16 protein-coding genes and 2 tRNA genes are annotated in these 15,519 nt (G+C 59.2%); 5 read left to right on the top strand and 13 right to left on the bottom strand.

Translation table 11 applies throughout. The annotated features are described in order from the left end of the window. Positions 1-28 precede the first annotated feature (28 nt). A complete protein-coding gene (gene nrdH / locus QWU43_RS00090) occupies positions 29-262 on the bottom strand; it encodes a glutaredoxin-like protein NrdH (protein WP_370915602.1) in 234 nt (77 codons plus the stop codon). A 439-nt stretch (positions 263-701) separates the two neighbouring features. Next, the gene (gene ykgO, locus QWU43_RS00085) at positions 702-824 is read right to left on the bottom strand and encodes a type B 50S ribosomal protein L36 (protein WP_012732041.1); all 123 of its coding nucleotides are present in this window, start codon (positions 822-824) and stop codon (positions 702-704) included. Positions 825-1,063: 239 nt separating this feature from the next. Between ykgO and nadE the strand changes: the two genes are divergently transcribed. Then, on the top strand, positions 1,064-1,906 hold the full coding sequence (gene nadE / locus QWU43_RS00080; protein ID WP_370915601.1) for an ammonia-dependent NAD(+) synthetase: 843 nt from the start codon (positions 1,064-1,066) through the stop codon (positions 1,904-1,906). Between the two features lie 10 nt (positions 1,907-1,916). Here nadE and QWU43_RS00075 read toward each other — a convergent pair whose 3' ends face one another. The 4 genes from QWU43_RS00075 to QWU43_RS00060 form a co-directional block, all read right to left on the bottom strand. Continuing rightward, a complete protein-coding gene (locus QWU43_RS00075; RefSeq protein ID WP_370917184.1) occupies positions 1,917-2,708 on the bottom strand; it encodes a fructosamine kinase family protein in 792 nt (263 codons plus the stop codon). After that, entirely contained in the window at positions 2,689-3,111 is a 423-nt protein-coding gene (locus QWU43_RS00070; RefSeq protein ID WP_370915599.1) for a pyridoxamine 5'-phosphate oxidase family protein, read from the bottom strand. Before QWU43_RS00070 ends, QWU43_RS00075 begins: the two co-directional genes overlap by 20 nt. 155 nt (positions 3,112-3,266) lie before the next feature. Beyond that, complete coding sequence (locus QWU43_RS00065) at positions 3,267-4,256, bottom strand: MDR family oxidoreductase (RefSeq protein ID WP_370915598.1); 990 nt, start codon at positions 4,254-4,256, stop codon at positions 3,267-3,269. A 37-nt stretch (positions 4,257-4,293) separates the two neighbouring features. Further along, positions 4,294-5,727, bottom strand: coding sequence for an MFS transporter (locus QWU43_RS00060; RefSeq protein ID WP_370916832.1), 1,434 nt, complete (start codon positions 5,725-5,727; stop codon positions 4,294-4,296). Between the two features lie 152 nt (positions 5,728-5,879). On the opposite strand from QWU43_RS00060, the gene QWU43_RS00055 reads away from it, so the two are divergent. Then, positions 5,880-6,539, top strand: coding sequence for a TetR/AcrR family transcriptional regulator (locus QWU43_RS00055; RefSeq protein ID WP_370915596.1), 660 nt, complete (start codon positions 5,880-5,882; stop codon positions 6,537-6,539). Between the two features lie 91 nt (positions 6,540-6,630). Here the strand turns inward: QWU43_RS00055 and QWU43_RS00050 are convergent. The 5 genes from QWU43_RS00050 to pgm all read right to left on the bottom strand — a co-directional run bounded on the left by QWU43_RS00050 (position 6,631) and on the right by pgm (position 10,180). Then, positions 6,631-6,703 (bottom strand) — tRNA-Ala (locus QWU43_RS00050). A 77-nt stretch (positions 6,704-6,780) separates the two neighbouring features. Beyond that, positions 6,781-6,853: transfer RNA gene (locus QWU43_RS00045), tRNA-Ala, on the bottom strand. Positions 6,854-6,987: 134 nt separating this feature from the next. Next, positions 6,988-7,683 carry a DsbA family protein gene (locus QWU43_RS00040; RefSeq protein ID WP_370915595.1) on the bottom strand — a complete coding sequence of 232 codons (696 nt, stop codon included), beginning with the start codon at positions 7,681-7,683 and terminating at the stop codon, positions 6,988-6,990. Positions 7,684-7,837: 154 nt separating this feature from the next. Further along, positions 7,838-8,281, bottom strand: coding sequence for a DoxX family protein (locus tag QWU43_RS00035; protein ID WP_370915726.1), 444 nt, complete (start codon positions 8,279-8,281; stop codon positions 7,838-7,840). A gap of 240 nt (positions 8,282-8,521) precedes the next feature. Beyond that, complete coding sequence (pgm, locus tag QWU43_RS00030) at positions 8,522-10,180, bottom strand: phosphoglucomutase (alpha-D-glucose-1,6-bisphosphate-dependent) (protein WP_370915594.1); 1,659 nt, start codon at positions 10,178-10,180, stop codon at positions 8,522-8,524. A 258-nt stretch (positions 10,181-10,438) separates the two neighbouring features. Between pgm and QWU43_RS00025 the strand changes: the two genes are divergently transcribed. The 3 genes from QWU43_RS00025 (at position 10,439) to QWU43_RS00015 (ending at position 13,238) form a co-directional block, all read left to right on the top strand. Beyond that, positions 10,439-11,857, top strand: a complete 1,419-nt coding sequence (locus tag QWU43_RS00025; protein ID WP_370916831.1) for an alanine/glycine:cation symporter family protein — start codon at positions 10,439-10,441, stop codon at positions 11,855-11,857. Positions 11,858-12,540: 683 nt separating this feature from the next. After that, entirely contained in the window at positions 12,541-12,894 is a 354-nt protein-coding gene (locus QWU43_RS00020; protein WP_370916830.1) for a fluoride efflux transporter family protein, read from the top strand. Further along, on the top strand, positions 12,891-13,238 hold the full coding sequence (locus QWU43_RS00015; RefSeq protein WP_370915591.1) for a CrcB family protein: 348 nt from the start codon (positions 12,891-12,893) through the stop codon (positions 13,236-13,238). Before QWU43_RS00020 ends, QWU43_RS00015 begins: the two co-directional genes overlap by 4 nt. A 186-nt stretch (positions 13,239-13,424) precedes the next feature. On the opposite strand, the gene QWU43_RS00010 is transcribed toward QWU43_RS00015, so the two are convergent. Then, positions 13,425-13,835, bottom strand: a complete 411-nt coding sequence (locus QWU43_RS00010) for a replication initiation protein (RefSeq protein WP_370916829.1) — start codon at positions 13,833-13,835, stop codon at positions 13,425-13,427. Further along, positions 13,828-14,091 (bottom strand): hypothetical protein, encoded by a 264-nt coding sequence (locus QWU43_RS00005; RefSeq protein WP_370916828.1) that lies wholly within the window; start codon positions 14,089-14,091, stop codon positions 13,828-13,830. The genes QWU43_RS00010 and QWU43_RS00005 overlap by 8 nt, the downstream gene beginning before the upstream one ends. Between the last annotated feature and the right edge of the window lie 1,428 nt (positions 14,092-15,519).

Genomic DNA, 15,519 nt, shown 5'->3' with positions numbered 1-15,519 from the left:
CTCACATTCCGCGATGACCGCCCTGAATCTAGGCGACCTGTGCCGCCAGTCCACGGATACGCTCCGGACGGAAACCCGACCAGTGTTCACCATCCACCTCGACGACCGGGGCCTGCAGGTACCCGAGAGCCATCACGTAATCGCGGGCTTCATCGTCAAGGCTGATGTCGACAAGCTCATAGTCGAGGCCCGCGCGATCCAACGCCTTCTTGGTCGCGTTGCACTGCATGCATGCGGGCTTACTGTAAACGGTGATGGCCATGAGTGAGACTTCCTTGTGTATTCGAAGCTTATGCGTCTGCGTCCGAGCGGTGATGCAAGCTGCCGTTGGGCGACTGTCCAGGTCTCCGCCGAGGGCCGATCAGGTGAACGTCGGCTCAACCGGTGACAGGTAGGAACACTATACTTTGTGGTCAATCGAATCAAGTTACACAACATATAGTAGTTACGGCCATTAAACTCCCAGCAAACCCCCGCCCGGCGGCACAATATCTGCCCTTGCCGCCCGCCATGAAATTACACGCATGTTGCCCCGACTCGAACCATCCAGACATTTCCCCAGTTCACCCCGGAACAAACTCACTAATGTTACAAAAACGTTATAATTCAAGGCCTTCCCCGGAGGGACGATACAAAAAGGAGCCGGGCGGATGAAAGAGTTTCCTCCCTCATCCGCCCGGCTCTTTCCGGGACACGGCCAATTAACCCTGACGAGCCTTGAAACGCGGGTCCTTCTTGTTGATCACGAACACCTTGCCGTGACGACGCACGACCTGGGCGCCCGGCTTGTTTTTCAGCGACCGAAGTGACTTACGGACCTTCATCGGGCGCTCCTTTCTCTCATGCGCGTGGACCGGCGACCGCCGGTTTGTCTGCTTCCCTGACCGGTTCCAGTCCCCGACACCGGTTGTGTACGCTACCTGGTGACATATCGGGACGGCCTTGTCATGACACGAGGACTAATACTATCGGAAGGTATCCTGCGGAACAAACCACCTCCGCCAAGCTCCGCCCATCGACAGTCGGACGCGGGTGTCCGGTCCGCTCACTAGACTGGTCGACCATGACCCCCGAACAGCAGCTCACCCGCGAAAACATCATCGCTTCCCTGCATACGAAACCGGAGATCGATCCAGCTACGGAAGTGGAGGAACGAATCACCTTCCTCGCAGACTACCTGCGCAAAACGGGATCGTCCGGCTACGTTCTCGGAATCTCGGGTGGCCAGGATTCGACTCTCGCCGGCCGCCTGGCTCAACTTGCGGTGGAACGATTGAGGGATTCGGGCACCGAGGCAGCGTTCCACGCCGTGCGCCTCCCCTACGGTGTTCAGTTGGACGAGGACGATGCGCAGGTGGCCCTCGACTTCATCCGTCCCGACCACACTCTGACGGTGAACATACGGGAGATCGCCGACGCCGTCGACACCGCAGTGTCTGCGGCCCTCCGAATCACCGCTCTAGGGGACTTCAACAAAGGTAACGCGAAGGCACGCGCGCGAATGCTCGCGCAATACGCCATCGCGGGAGAAAAAGGGGCTTTGGTGATCGGAACCGACCATGCCGCAGAAAACGTCACCGGCTTCTTCACCAAGTTCGGCGACGGCGCCGCTGACGTCCTTCCCCTGTTCGGGCTCTCGAAGCGTCAGGGTGCTGCTCTCCTGGCCGAACTCGGGGCACCCAGCTCGACGTGGACGAAGGTCCCCACAGCAGATCTCGAGGATGACCGCCCCGCGCTTCCTGATGAGGAGGCGCTGGGGATTACCTACCGGCAGATCGACGACTACATCGAGAACACAACCGTCGATGTCCCCGACGCCGCAGTACAACGATTGGAGCACCTGTGGCGAATCGGCCTGCACAAACGCGCTCTCCCGGTCACTCCCCATGATGACTGGTGGCGCTGATCAAGTCCGGTCACGAACTTTCCCCGAGCAAGCGGAGGACATTACCCGCAGTCCGATGGAGTTCCCGCCCGTATGTAGATCCGTGGGTCAGGGCATGGACCGCGAGTGGGTGGAGCTGGTGGATCGGAGTTGAGACCATGAAATCCGGGGATGCCCCGGATTCCTCGACGTAACCCCGACGGATCTCCCCGAGATGAGGTGCACCGAACAGGGCGAGCATGGCGAGATCGGTTTCCGGGTTGCCTCCGTGCGCGGCCGGATCAATGAACACCGGCCCCGTCGTTCCGAAGAGCAGGTTCCCCGCCCACAGATCACCGTGAACCCGTGCAGGAACAAGATCCCAGCGGTGCCCTCGGAGCGCAGCGCAGGCACGTTCCACGAGATCAACCGTTTCCGTGGTGACGGTTCCCCGTCCATGGGCCTCACGGACGAACGGAAGTACCCGCTGCTCCGTGTAGAATTCCGCCCAATCATCCGTCGGATCACAGCGTTGGGGAATGGAGCCGATGTAGTTCGTGCCGCTCCACGGGTGCCCATCCGGCGCAGGTGGGCACCCGAATGCCTCTGCCCCGGAGGCATGTATCCGGGCCAGTTCACGGCCCGCATGATAAGCGGCTTCCGGGGTCGGCCGAACCACTTCGACCATTTCAGTGGTTATCGACGCACCATCGACATCCAACACGTCGACCACACAGGAACTTCCCTCACGCAGCCACCGGAGTCCGGCAGCTTCCGCTCGGGCAGCATCCGGTGAGCACGTCCGTTTGATGAATCCCACCTGGTCAGTAGCGCTCAGGTTCATCGCCGAGCACGAACTCACGCCCGTTCAACTCTCGTGGCGTGATGCAGACATAGTTGTACTTCAGGGTCGGCAGCCAGGGCTTGAGCGGCAAGGTGTCTGCGTGCTGGATCGCAGCACTGGATTTCAGCAGCTCCGCCTCCCCCTTGACCACAACCGACCACGCACGCCCATCCACGACCTCGTCGGCTTCGAAGAGCACGTCGTGGTTGAGTTCGATCGTGAACAGTTTGGATCCCTCAGCGGTACGGAAGTAGATCCGCCCCTCATCCGTCACGAAATTGACAGGGAAGATGTCCATGTCGTCGGAACGCCGCACGACAACACGGCCGAGTCGAACACGCTCTAGACGTTCGATGCACTCCTCACCGTTGAGAACCTTGATGATGTCATCGTTATTTTCCATGACTCCATTGTTGCACCGAAATGATCTGCAGGTGTGCCCGGACCCTGTGACAGGCACCCCAGCCAGGGGCTAGGTAGCAGACTCCACTGTCCGAGACAGCCCGACCCCGCCGACACGTGGGCGCAACCACTACGCCCGAACGGGGGAACCGGGATTCAGACTCCGACATCGAGCACCATACGGCCCGCGAGCCGTCCACCCAACAAATCCTCACCCGCCTGCACGACACCGGAAAGAGGAACGAGGGTGGTGATCCGATCAAGGGCATCAAGGTTCAGATGGGTCGAAAGCAGATTCCATGCCTGCCTCCTGAGCGCTATCGGTGCATCGACCGAATTAATACCGAGGAGTTTCACCGAACGCAGGATAAAGGGCATGACATTCCCCGGCAGGTCCGGCCCTTGGGCGAGACCGCAGGCAGTCACCGCACCACCCCATTTCACCTGCGCGAGAGCATTGACCAGGGTATGCGAGCCCACCGAATCGATTGCTCCGGCGTAGCGCTCCGACTGCAGCGGCCTGCCGACGCCCGCCAACCCGTCTCTGTCGATAACCGTGACGGCACCCAGTTCCCGCAGCATCTCCCCATGTTCATTCGCCCGCCCAGTTGCCGCGACAACTTCGAAACCGAGGCTGGTGAGCAGCAGGATCGCCGTACTACCCACGCCTCCTGTCGCTCCGGTGACCAATACCGGCCCGTCATCCGGAGTGACGCCCGCCCCGCTAAGCGCACAGACGGAGAGTGCGGCGGTGAACCCGGCGGTTCCGACAGCCGCCGCCCGAACTGTACTGATCCTCTCCGGAATATGCACGGTCGACGCCGAATCGATCCGTAGTCTGAGGGTGTACCCACCAGCCCGTGTCTCCCCCAGCCCGGCGCCGTTGAGAACAACGCGGTCCCCCGGGGAAAAACGGGCGGAGCCACTGTCGACGACGGTTCCGCAGGCATCAATCCCCGGAATCAGCGGCCAGGTCCTGACAACACCCTTCGTCCCCCGGAGCGCGAGTGCATCCTTGTAGTTCAGGCTGGAGTACTCGACGTCAATGAGCAAGTCACCTTCGCCGTACACCGTGTTGTCTCCCGCGATGACACGGTGAATGACACTGTCGGAATCCGTGGGACGTTCAACGATGATGGTGGTCATTCCCCAAGTCTAGGCATCGCGCACCCGACGGGTATCCTCACGCAGTCATCTTCTCACGATCCGGACGAATCAGGCTCCACGCCACAACAGCACCAAGCAAAGCCATCACAAAAATGACGATGTAGAGCCTTCCGGTGGCTGCACCGAGTGCCTCCAACTGACTGGTATACGGCCCCTCCGCCAGAACTCCGGTAAACACCGTGCCGAGAACCACCGTGCCCACTGATGCACCGATCGGGAAGAAACTGTTGATCAGTCCCGTGGCCATACCAACCTGCTGAATCGGCACCGAGCTTGTCGCAACATTCATCAGTGGGGTATTCACCAGTGCGTTACCTGCGCCCCAGACCATCGTCGCCGGAATCAGCCACAACGGATCATGCAGTGCGGTCAACTGCCACACGAACACCACAGCGGCCACAGCGATCAACACACCACCAACCGCGAGCACACTGTTCACGGGATACCTGCCCTGTAGTTTTCCTGCGCCGATGGATCCAGCCATGGCACAGGCACCAAGCGGAAAGAAGAGCAGCCCCGTTTGCAGTGGCGAGTAGCCATGTCCCTCCTGAAGATAGAGCATGAAGTAAACCATGGCACCACCGGTGATGAATCGGTTGATCACCGCGATCAACGAGATCCCGAGGAAAGAGGGGCGGGTGAGCAGACGAAGATCGAGTACCGGAGCGGAGCAGCGAAGTTCACGGGCTGCAAACAACGCCAGCAGAACAACCGAGGACCCGAGCAGGGTGAGCACCGTGTTATGCAGCCAGCCATCTTCCTGAGCACGGGTGACACCGTAGTTCAGTGCGAGGAGAGCACCCGCGAGAAGTACAGCCCCGGTGAAGTCAAAGGGCCGGGAATCCCGCTGCCGGTCATGGTCCATCGGCAGATATCTGACCGCGATGACGACCGTGAGCACACCCAGCGGAAGATTGATCAGGAACATGGAACGCCAACTAAATGCATCGACGAGCAGGCCTCCGATCACCGGTGAGAGCACTGCAGAGATTCCTACCGCACCGCTCCAGATCGCGATAGCCATCGTTCTACGTTCACCGTCGAAGCACCGTGCCATGAGCGGCATCGCATTGGCAAACATCACTGAGGCGGAGATGCCCTGGGCTGCCCGGAACCCGATGAGTGCACTCATCGAAGGTGCGAGACCACAGGCGGCGGATGCGACGGTGAACGCAACGATCCCGGTCATGAACATCCGCTTGCTGCCGAGCCGATCACTCAGTGCCCCCGCCGGTTGAATCAAGGCACCGAACGCCAGCGAATAGGCAACGATGATCCACTGCATCCGGCTGAGAGTCGCGTCCGTCAGCTCTTCCGCGATGGCCGGTAGCCCGACCGCAACGATCATCATGTCCGCAACCATGAGCGAGGACGCCAGAACAACTACTGTGAGGGTCCATCTCTCAGGTGCGGTGTACCGAACTTTCACCGCTGTTCGCTGCTGCGTCATATCCACTCCTAGTCTTCCCCGGTGCGCCCGATGGCACCGACAAGCGTAAGGGTAGGGTATGCCTAACCTATTTGCAATAGCTAGTGTGTAATACGTAATTCCCGGCATCCGAGGGTAGAATCGGAGACATACGTTCCACAGTCAGGAGCTCCATGTTCACCAGAGGCCCCGGCCGACCCGCGAAGATCAACCGCGTCGACATCGAACGGGCCGTCCTCACTCTGGGGTTCACTGACGCAAGCACAACGGCGATCGCCCGCCATCTCGGAGTTGATCAATCATCCCTCTACCGGCACATCGGCTCCCGGCGCGAACTTCTCCGCGGAGCAGTGGACCGAGCCATCGCAGAGAACACCTCAGATTTCTCCCACTCCACGTGGCGAAACTACCTAACCGGACTCGCTGAACGCGAGTGGTCTTTCCTCGCCGAACATCGGGGAATCGCCGGAGTCCTCCAGGATCTCGAGGCAACCCCACCCTCCGGCATCATCAGACTCCTGGAGGAATCGGTTCAGGTTCTACACAAAACCTACGACTGGCCCATCCCCGATGCCCTACTGATTCTTGACACCCTCATGGACATGACGATAGACACCGTCAACCGCACGGAACGTCTACTCGCAAAAGTCGACGCCACCGATCTCGACACTGCGGCCGGCGATCTTCTCCGGCACTCAGAACTCTCCACAGATATCACGGGCACACTCAGCGACATCATTGAAACCGGTCTGGACCAGTGGTGGCGTCGAAAGGTGGAGCTACTTCTCGACGGTGCCGAACGGCTGGCCCCTCATCACGGTGGCACCGACTGACCTCAGCCACAGATATCGTGCAGTGTGGAAACACAGAGAAAGAAGAGCGCTCCGTTTCATCGCGGAGTGCTCTTCTTTCATTCATGAGAAGTGGAGCTAAGGGGACTCGAACCCCTGACCCCCACACTGCCAGTGTGGTGCGCTACCAGCTGCGCCATAGCCCCTGATATGAACTTGATGTGCCCGGGGCCGAAACCTGCGGGCGGTGCACCGGAGTGATTTTTAATCTTCCGGTTCACAGTGGAGCTAAGGGGACTCGAACCCCTGACCCCCACACTGCCAGTGTGGTGCGCTACCAGCTGCGCCATAGCCCCTTGTTTGCGACTCCCCCAATCTACACGCTAGAACCCTCTGCGAACAAATCACCTGTTCCCCACACAACACAATGATGGTGGAGTCCCATCCGCCCACGGACGTGACTCCACCATCGAGTGAGACCGGGAATTAATTAGCCGGTAACCGTGGCCACCCAGTTCTCCAGCGGGACATCCTCGCCGTCACGAATGATGCGCGGGGAGGAAACACGGCCCGTCTGCGCCTTCAATTTCTCGGCGTTCTCAGCGGCGATCTCATCGAACCGTTCCTGCTCTGCGCCGGAACGGATCTTTGCAACGGTTTCTTCATTCGCCCCGACCTTGAGTGCCGCATCCGCAAAATTGTTATAGTCCCACTTGCCGAAGATCTTCGCCTGCTCGTCCATCAGCAGCGTCCGGAAATTCCAGTAGACCTCTGCGTCACCACTCTCTGCGACGGTCAGTGCGGCGGTGCCCGCCAGCGTAGAGTGTTTGCCGTCACCGGCAGAAACGAAGCTCAGCGGGTGGATGTTGACAATCAACTCACCGTCAGTGATCGCCTGTTTCATGTCACCGTCCGTCGCTTCAGCCAGTTCCGCACAGTGCGGGCATGAATAGTCCTCATAGAGATCAACGGTCGGAGTGTCGGATCCCGCCGAGTCCGAGGCGAGGGCGATGTACCCGTCCTCGTGATTCACGGTGAAGGCGACTGGTTCGATTTCTACCGGCTCTTCCTGATTACCCGAGATGACGATGTAACCGATCACGAGCACTGCCACACCCAGTACAGCCAGCAGTGCCCAAAGGAAACCATGCCCCTTTTCATTCGGGGACTTGATCTTGGTGCTCACGTTCTTTTAAACCTCTACGGTTGAAGTGGATATTCGGTCCGGGTATTACTGCGACCAGCACAGCGCCCGATCGGGCGAGCCCCAGCCGTCACGAACGTGGGGTGCCCCGCGAGGAGGCCTGTGGCACTCCCCGATCTAGCAGCCTAGTCCCCGTTCAGCCGTGGAGTGCGAATCGTTTGAAAGGCCAGCGAAGAACGACCCAGGACAGAACCAGGAACACGACATCCCGGAGAATCTCCGAAAGATAATTCCACCAGGTCACCTCAGCATTTGCGCCGCCTCCGCCGAAGCACCCACAGTCGATGGACAGACCGCGGGACCAGGCCCAGCCAATGCCTCCGATGAATACAAGGAGGAGCACCCCGGAAATGAAGGCACTAAAACGAAGGAAAAGACCGATGAGGATGAGCACACCGAGAATCAACTCACCGATCGGCAGGACTATTGCTATAAGGTCCGCGGTATCGTCACTGAACAGTTCGTAAGCTCGAACAGCCTGTTTGGTGGATACAGGCTCCGTGATCTTCTGCCACCCGCTGTAGAGCCACACCACGGCGAGAGCGAGCCGGGCCAAGGCAGAAACAACATCAAGGACCACCGAGCGGCTGTCGTACCTCGCCGGGACAAACTCAGGCTTCGCGGCCTCGACATGTGCCGCAGGATTCATCGACATATTCTTCATATTTTTGGTCACAATCGCTAACCCTAGCGCAGATCATGCATCTCGCGTCGATTCATCTTTCCCCGGAAGGCCATCGACAGCGGGGCCGCGGCAGGATCGAGACGACCCCAATCCGACAGCCCCGCCGCAGATCAGCTCCGACAGCCCCGCCGCAGATCAGCCTCCCAGCACCTCCGAAACCAGTTCCTGTGCCTGTGCCTGAACCTCACTCAGGTGTTCCTCTCCCAGGAAGGACTCCGCGTAGATCTTGTACTTGTCCTCGGTTCCGGAGGGACGCGCCGCGAACCAGGCAGATTTCGTCGTAACCTTCAGTCCGCCGATCGCTGCGCCATTTCCGGGTGCTTCCGTAAGTTTCGCGGTGATCGCTTCACCAGCCAATTCCGTGGCTGTGACATCAGCCGGCGACAGTTTCTTGAGCACCGCCTTCTGCTGCCGGTTCGCCGGGGCATCCGTCCGCGCGTAAACCGGACTACCGAACTTCTGCTCCAGCTCCGCATATCGCTCCGACGGGGTCTTCCCCGTCGCTGCGGTGATTTCACTCGCCAGCAGATCAAGGATGATCCCGTCTTTGTCAGTGGACCACACGGATCCATCCCGCCGCAGGAACGAAGCACCCGCAGACTCCTCACCACCGAAACCGATGGTGCCGTCAATGAGACCCGGTACGAACCACTTGAACCCGACGGGAACCTCGACGAGTGTGCGTCCGAGTTCAGCGACGACCCGATCAACCATCGATGAGGACACCAGGGTTTTACCGACATTGATGCGCTGATCCCAGTTGTGCCGACGCCGGAAGAGATAATCGATGGCCACTGCGAGATAGTGGTTCGGGTTCATCAGCCCCGCATCCGGGGTGACGATGCCGTGTCGATCCGCATCCGCGTCATTTCCGGTCGCGAGATCAAAGCTCCCACGGTTCGCCACGAGCGACGCCATGGAATTCGCACTCGAGCAGTCCATCCTGATCTTGCCGTCGGTGTCCAGCGTCATGAACCTCCACGTCGCATCGACCCGGGGATTGACAACGGTCAGGTTCAGTCCGTGAGCATCCGCGATCGCGCCCCAGTAATCCACCGCGGCACCACCCATCGGGTCCGCCCCGATGGTCAGACCCGATTCCCGGATCACCTCCATATCCACCACATTCGGCAGATCGGCGATGTAGGTGTCCATGTAGTTGTGCCTGCTGCAGCGCTTGTCGAGAACACCGGACACCGGGGTACGCAGCACTCCCGCCATGCCTTCCCGAAGCAGATCATTCGCGCGAGCGGCGATCCAGTCGGTGGCGTCAGTGTCCGCTGGTCCACCATTCGGAGGGTTGTACTTGAATCCGCCGTCACGGGGCGGATTGTGCGACGGCGTGATGATGATTCCGTCGGCTCGACGGGGATCTGTTCCCGTCACACCACCATCGAGCCGGGCATTGTGTGCGAGGATCGCGTGCGAGACAGCCGGAGTCGGTGTGTACCGCCCGCGGTCATCGACCAGCACCGAGATGTCGTTGGCGAGAAGAACCTCCAGCGCGGACACCATCGCGGGTTCGGAGAGCGCATGGGGGTCGCGACCGATGTAGACGGGACCCCCGATCTTCTCCCGCCTGCGATAGTCGACGATCGCCTGCGTCGTCGCGAGGATGTGGTTTTCATTGAACGCAGTGTCCAGGGATGAACCCCGGTGTCCGGATGTCCCGAAGGCAACCTGCTGGTCAGGGTCCTCCACATCCGGGGTGCGGGTGTAGTACGCGGTGACGACCTCCGCGATGTCGATGAGATCACTGTCAAGGGCGGGTTGGCCTGCGCGGTCGTGTGCCATGTCTGTGGAGGCTCCTTCTTGTTCGACGGGTTGCCGGGCGGATGCATCGGGTACTGCACTGACGACACCCGTCCGCGGACTCACCCCCAATCTTCCCCCGAATTTGTCCGGCGCGCAGGGAATCACCCCCAGGATTCTCGTCTTCACGATATTTCGGAAATAGCCAGGAAAACCCCACGCAAAGCCGGGGGTGACCATGGGGGACGGTAATCAGGGAAAACCTGTGCTAACTAAACAGAACCTGTAATTTTCTACAGTATGTCCACGCTGAATGATCTGCTCGTCACCCTATCCGGCATCATCTGGGGCCCATTCCTCCTCATCCCGTTACTCCTAGGAACCGGACTGTACCTCACTATCCGGCTCCGCGGACTCCAGTTCCGCGCCCTGTTCCTCGGTTTGCGTCACGGTTTTGTCGATGCCAACGACAAAGAGGGAGAGGGTGACATCTCCAATTATCAGGCACTGACAACCGCTCTCGCCGCCACCGTCGGTGTCGGCAACATCGTCGGCGTCGCCACCGCACTCGCGGTCGGTGGACCAGGCGCATTGTTCTGGATGTGGATGACCGGACTCGTCGGTATGGCCTCCAAGTACACAGAGGCCTACCTCGGTGTCCGATTCCGCGTCACTGATTCAAAGGGCAACCAGTCCGGCGGACCACAGTATTACCTGAAGCGTGGTATTAAAGGCCCACTGGGCCGCTGGCTGGCGCTGTTCTTCGCGATCCTCACCCCGATCGCGGCACTCGGCATCGGAAACCTGACTCAAGCCAACGCAGTGGCTGCAGGTATGGAGGACACATTCGGTGTGGATCCCTGGATCTCCGGAATCATCATGTTCGTTTGCACGGGAACAGTGCTGCTCGGCGGAATCCGGGCCATCGGCACCATCACATCCGCCTTCGTACCGCTCATGATCATCCTCTACATCGGCGGTTCCCTCGTCGTACTGTTCCGGAACGCCGCAGGTATTCCCGCCGCATTCGGTCTGATCTTCACCGACGCATTCACGGGAACAGCCGCCGTGGGTGGGTTCGCCGGCTCCGCGATCATTCTTGTCCTTCAAATGGGTGTGGCACGAGGCATTTTCTCGAACGAATCCGGTATCGGCACCGGAGCAATCGCGGCAGCCGCGGCAAAGACCTCGCATCCCACTCGCCAGGGGCTCGTCTCCATGACCCAGACGTTCATCGACACCATCGTTGTCGTCACCTTCACCGGCCTCACGATCATCACCACCGGAGCATGGGACCTCGGCAAGGAACATGCCAACATCATGACCGCGGAAGCATTCTCCCGGGGACTCCCCGGACAATGGGGCGGGACCATCGTCTCCATGTCCGTCGTGTTCTTCGCTTTCTCCACGATCCTCGGCTGGTACTACTACGGGGAACGCTGCCTGCAGTCGCTCTTCGGAATCCGATCGACCGTCCCCTACAGGATGCTCGCAACCGTCTGCGTGTTCATCGGTGCGATTTCCGAGCTCACCCCGATCTGGACCTTCTCCGACGTTGCCAACGGCCTGATGGCGCTGCCCAACCTCATCGGACTGCTGATACTCTCAGGACTCGTTGTCAGAGAAACTAACGCTTACCTGAAATTCGATCCGGACTTGCGAAAGTCTCCCGAAGAATGCCAGGAATTCCTCGTCCGCCAGGAAATGGACTGGAAGTAGCGGGTACGTGAGTACAGCGGAAGCGGCCGCCTAGCCGACACCCGTTCGGCTCAACCGGTTACGGCGTCAAACCGGCGGATGCGGGGTAGTCAATCCGCTGCCTCCGCATCGCCGGAGATCACAGCGCGCCTGCTACACCAAAACACCACTCAACCCCACACGGAGCGCATATCCACCATTCACCGGCCCCACCCCGTTCCTCCGAAGATCACCTTCCGAACGTCTTCACCGCCACCGCCACCACCGGTGGTAATGCCGAGGCGGCCATCATCTTGGCGAGGCAGACGGGCACCACCCGTGGCCTTTCCTCCGACTAATCCGGTCCTCCGACTAATCCGGGCGAGCAGTGGAACTACAGCCACAAGAACTCTTCATAATGTCTATCAGGGGAACCTCTCCATGACGTGAAGATTCATCGACACACTAGACTGGTTCTACTGTGTCGAGCACTATCTGGTAAGTGCCTTCAGACCACGCCCTGCATCTAGCACGGACTCTCGTTCACCATCGCAGTTTTCACCGCCCTCGTGACTGAGCGGACCACTTTTGGATGTCCTCCGACTTCACCAACGGAATATAATCCTCCCGAATATCATCGGAATGATAGTTGTCTCCGACTACGTCGCACGAGGAACCGGGGTAGAGCGCCTCGATGCAGTGAGCCCTGTATAGACTGTATACCCATGATGCCAACCATCCTGGTGGCCACCGGAGCCGCACTCGGCGCCAGCCTCCGGTGGCTGGTCATCGTTGCACTCGGTACGGGCATCTTCCCGCTCATCATCATCAACGCCCTGGGATCCTTCGCGATGGGCTGGTGGAAACCAGGTCCGTTCCTGGGAACTGGAGTACTCGGAGGATTCACCAGCTTCTCGACGTTCGCAGTAATCCTCACCAAAGCGGACCCACCGCTCGCAGCACTCTATCTCGCCGCCACACTCGTTAGCTGTATCGGGGGCTGGCTCCTCGGTGACGCACTCAATCGACGAACATTGAACAATCATGGAAACTTCGTAGCAGAAGAGGGCACCCCATGAGCCTGAATGCCCTGCTACTGGTTGCCGTGGGAGCAGCAGTCGGTGGAACCGGCAGGTACTGGTGCACCCGTCTTTTGCCCCAACTCTGGGGTACTCTGCTGGCAAACACAACCGCGTGCTTCCTCCTCGGCGCCCTCGTTTCCGAGGAGGTCTCGACGATGCATCCCTCCCTGGTTCTGTTGGTCGGCGCCGGTTTCAGTGGCGCGCTATCGACGTGGTCGACATTGTCGAAAGAGATCGGCCAATTGATCAGAAACGGCTCATGGCGCACAGCCGCCATATATAGTACAGCGACAATCCTCTCCGGGATCTGTGCTGTGTTTTTTGGCGGGTGTGTGTTCTAGCCCCTCTTCTTTCATGTCGCCCTGCCCTAGACGGTTGGCCGTTTCCTTTTGTCGGGTTTTAACCGTGGCAATGGATGAGAAAACTGCCATCATCAAAACACCTGATTGGAGAGCGCGTTTTTGGGTGTTGTCTGGGCACAAGCGGGTGTCTCACTACTATGGACGGGTCTTTCGGGGATGACGGGTCTATCGCCTGCCAGCCCCTCGGGGTCGCCAAAGTGGTGCCGAACTGCACGATACGCCCATGTCCGCGCAGTCTCGAAAATGGCGCAGTTTCGCCCCAGACCGACCGGGTTTTCCGCCTGGTTCGTCGCCAAGATTGGGGCGGTAGAACGCCGATGTCGTCCAGCCATGCAGCAAGCTGGTCGAGCGTACGGAGTTCGTCGGTGATCCAGTGCGCGCGTCCCAGTCCGTGTGAAGCGGGTTTTTCGTCATCAGCCCGGAAGAGGACTTTTCCCCGTCTACGGACCGGCGCAGCCCTTCGCCTACGGACGCGGCATAAGTGATTGCTTTCCGGCTGGCGGACTCGGTGCGGGTGATGGGTTCAGTAAACGCCCAGACGGCGTGTGCCTGGCCGTTTTCGCGGGTTTCAACCAAACTCTTTCCCGTCCCACAGTGCTCGTAGAAGCTCGTCCGAGTGTCCAATATCGACCAACAGAAGGTTCGAGATAGCTTCTTGCGGGTTGGATTCGATGTAGCGGTGGCACAGCGCCGTGCCACGCGGCATGCAATAGATGCCCGCAGCGAGTTCATCGGTTGCTAGCAGTCGCTGCGGAAACCAGATCGAGTCGAACTGCTCGAGTGTTGGTGGCGTGGCTCCATGGAAAACACGGTCACTCGAAAATTTCAACATTTGCGTGAACCAAGTCAGATGTTTCCCTGATTCCTGCGGGAACCAGGGGAGAAATAAACCTTCCTGCGACCGCGTAGCGGTATCCTTTTCCGGCGGTTCCCTCCTCCCCCACCCGCACTGCATCAGCAAGCAAAACCCCGGGACGAGCGATTTAGTGCAAGAGGTGTGTTCGGGAGAATCCTGGCGAAACTGGCGCGGGCGATTATCGCAGGTGAGGTAGGGAAATTACGTAGGGTTATGCTCGGTTTTTGGGGCGGTTGCTGTCGCGGTTTCTCCCTACGGCTTTTACCGGCTCTTGACCGGGCTGCGGACGTTGACGCGTTGGCAGACATGGTTAAGTCCACACGCCAACCCGGGGTGGGCGTGGGCTGTTCGGTGGCGGACAGTGCAAGCACACACAACTTCGTCTGTGACCTATCTGGATGGTGGGTGAGCTGTAGGCTTGGGGCGTAACCTCATCGAAATTCATAGGTAAAGGTCTCTTAATGATTCAAAAGAATATGCCAACACTTATTTTTGGTAATGTTGTTTTGCAGTCTCACCTTATGGGCACTGATTTGCTTATCTTTTCTGAGGATATGAGGTCTTACTGGACTCATGCTGATCCTCCGGTTTCTCTCAACGTCCCACTCCATGAGCTTCCTAATGCTTATCCGGAGGGAAAATTGGAGAAAATGGTTCAAGCCCTCTTTGGGAAAGTGAAGTCTCAGCTAGATGAGAGCTATTCCGGGGGATATGAAAGAGCGTGTGCTGACCTCTGTGAGTGGATCTTGAGCCCCACGCGGGGGTTGTAGATTGCACGGCAAGTGAACTTCCCTTGAGTGTCCGCGACCGATGTGATCTGTGCGCTTAGTGGAAGAAATCCGGTGCCTAAGCATGACACACTGAGTCCATAGCTCGTGGGCTGGCTCCGGTCTTTTCAGCTGCTCTCGTACACGACCCGCCGTGGTGTGGGTGCGGTCGGTTCGTCAGCTTCACCAAGTTTTCCTTTCGCGATCAACTCGTTTGCATGTTCTAGTCGCCATTTCGGCGGTTTCTCCGGTTTTTGCCGCGTGCGGATTGGATGTTGATGAAGTTGGCTTCGTGGACGGCTGCGCCGTCACGCCACATGCGCGACTTACTTTAGTGATAATCCACCGGGAAATTGAGCGCGCGATAGCTTCGGCTTCGCTGTTGGGCAGCGCGGGTCGGAAAACTCGGCGTTGAGTTCGTGGACGTGGCGCGCAATCGCCCGCACAGTCTATATCAGACATGTCCGGGTTTGGGGCTTCTGGGGCGAGGTTTGGGTTGTTGCTGGATGCCTCTTGGTTTTTGCCGGTTCCCGGTACCACGGAAAACCCACCACCGTATGACCAGGCACCGGGTCACTAACCCGTACACCCGGTAATTGCGTACCCCCACCGATGCATACCCAACCCATCTAGCCCT

The sequence above is a fragment of the Corynebacterium sp. CCM 9204 genome, from assembly GCF_041357695.1.
Lineage (GTDB): Bacteria > Actinomycetota > Actinomycetes > Mycobacteriales > Mycobacteriaceae > Corynebacterium.
The sequence above is the reverse complement of the archived record's forward strand: the minus strand, read 5'-3'. Positions and strand labels throughout refer to the sequence as shown.

What these genes read in the sequence shown, in the direction of transcription:
- nrdH (WP_370915602.1), bottom strand. Translation starts at nt 262, where the DNA reads ATGGCCATCACCGTTTACAGTAAGCCCGCATGCATGCAGTGCAACGCG.
- ykgO (WP_012732041.1), bottom strand. Translation starts at nt 824, where the DNA reads ATGAAGGTCCGTAAGTCACTTCGGTCGCTGAAAAACAAGCCGGGCGCC.
- nadE (WP_370915601.1), top strand. Translation starts at nt 1,064, where the DNA reads ATGACCCCCGAACAGCAGCTCACCCGCGAAAACATCATCGCTTCCCTG.
- QWU43_RS00075 (WP_370917184.1), bottom strand. Translation starts at nt 2,708, where the DNA reads ATGAACCTGAGCGCTACTGACCAGGTGGGATTCATCAAACGGACGTGC.
- QWU43_RS00070 (WP_370915599.1), bottom strand. Translation starts at nt 3,111, where the DNA reads ATGGAAAATAACGATGACATCATCAAGGTTCTCAACGGTGAGGAGTGC.
- QWU43_RS00065 (WP_370915598.1), bottom strand. Translation starts at nt 4,256, where the DNA reads ATGACCACCATCATCGTTGAACGTCCCACGGATTCCGACAGTGTCATT.
- QWU43_RS00060 (WP_370916832.1), bottom strand. Translation starts at nt 5,727, where the DNA reads ATGACGCAGCAGCGAACAGCGGTGAAAGTTCGGTACACCGCACCTGAG.
- QWU43_RS00055 (WP_370915596.1), top strand. Translation starts at nt 5,880, where the DNA reads ATGTTCACCAGAGGCCCCGGCCGACCCGCGAAGATCAACCGCGTCGAC.
- pgm (WP_370915594.1), bottom strand. Translation starts at nt 10,180, where the DNA reads ATGGCACACGACCGCGCAGGCCAACCCGCCCTTGACAGTGATCTCATC.
- QWU43_RS00025 (WP_370916831.1), top strand. Translation starts at nt 10,439, where the DNA reads ATGTCCACGCTGAATGATCTGCTCGTCACCCTATCCGGCATCATCTGG.
- QWU43_RS00020 (WP_370916830.1), top strand. Translation starts at nt 12,541, where the DNA reads ATGATGCCAACCATCCTGGTGGCCACCGGAGCCGCACTCGGCGCCAGC.
- QWU43_RS00015 (WP_370915591.1), top strand. Translation starts at nt 12,891, where the DNA reads ATGAGCCTGAATGCCCTGCTACTGGTTGCCGTGGGAGCAGCAGTCGGT.
- QWU43_RS00005 (WP_370916828.1), bottom strand. Translation starts at nt 14,091, where the DNA reads ATGTTGAAATTTTCGAGTGACCGTGTTTTCCATGGAGCCACGCCACCA.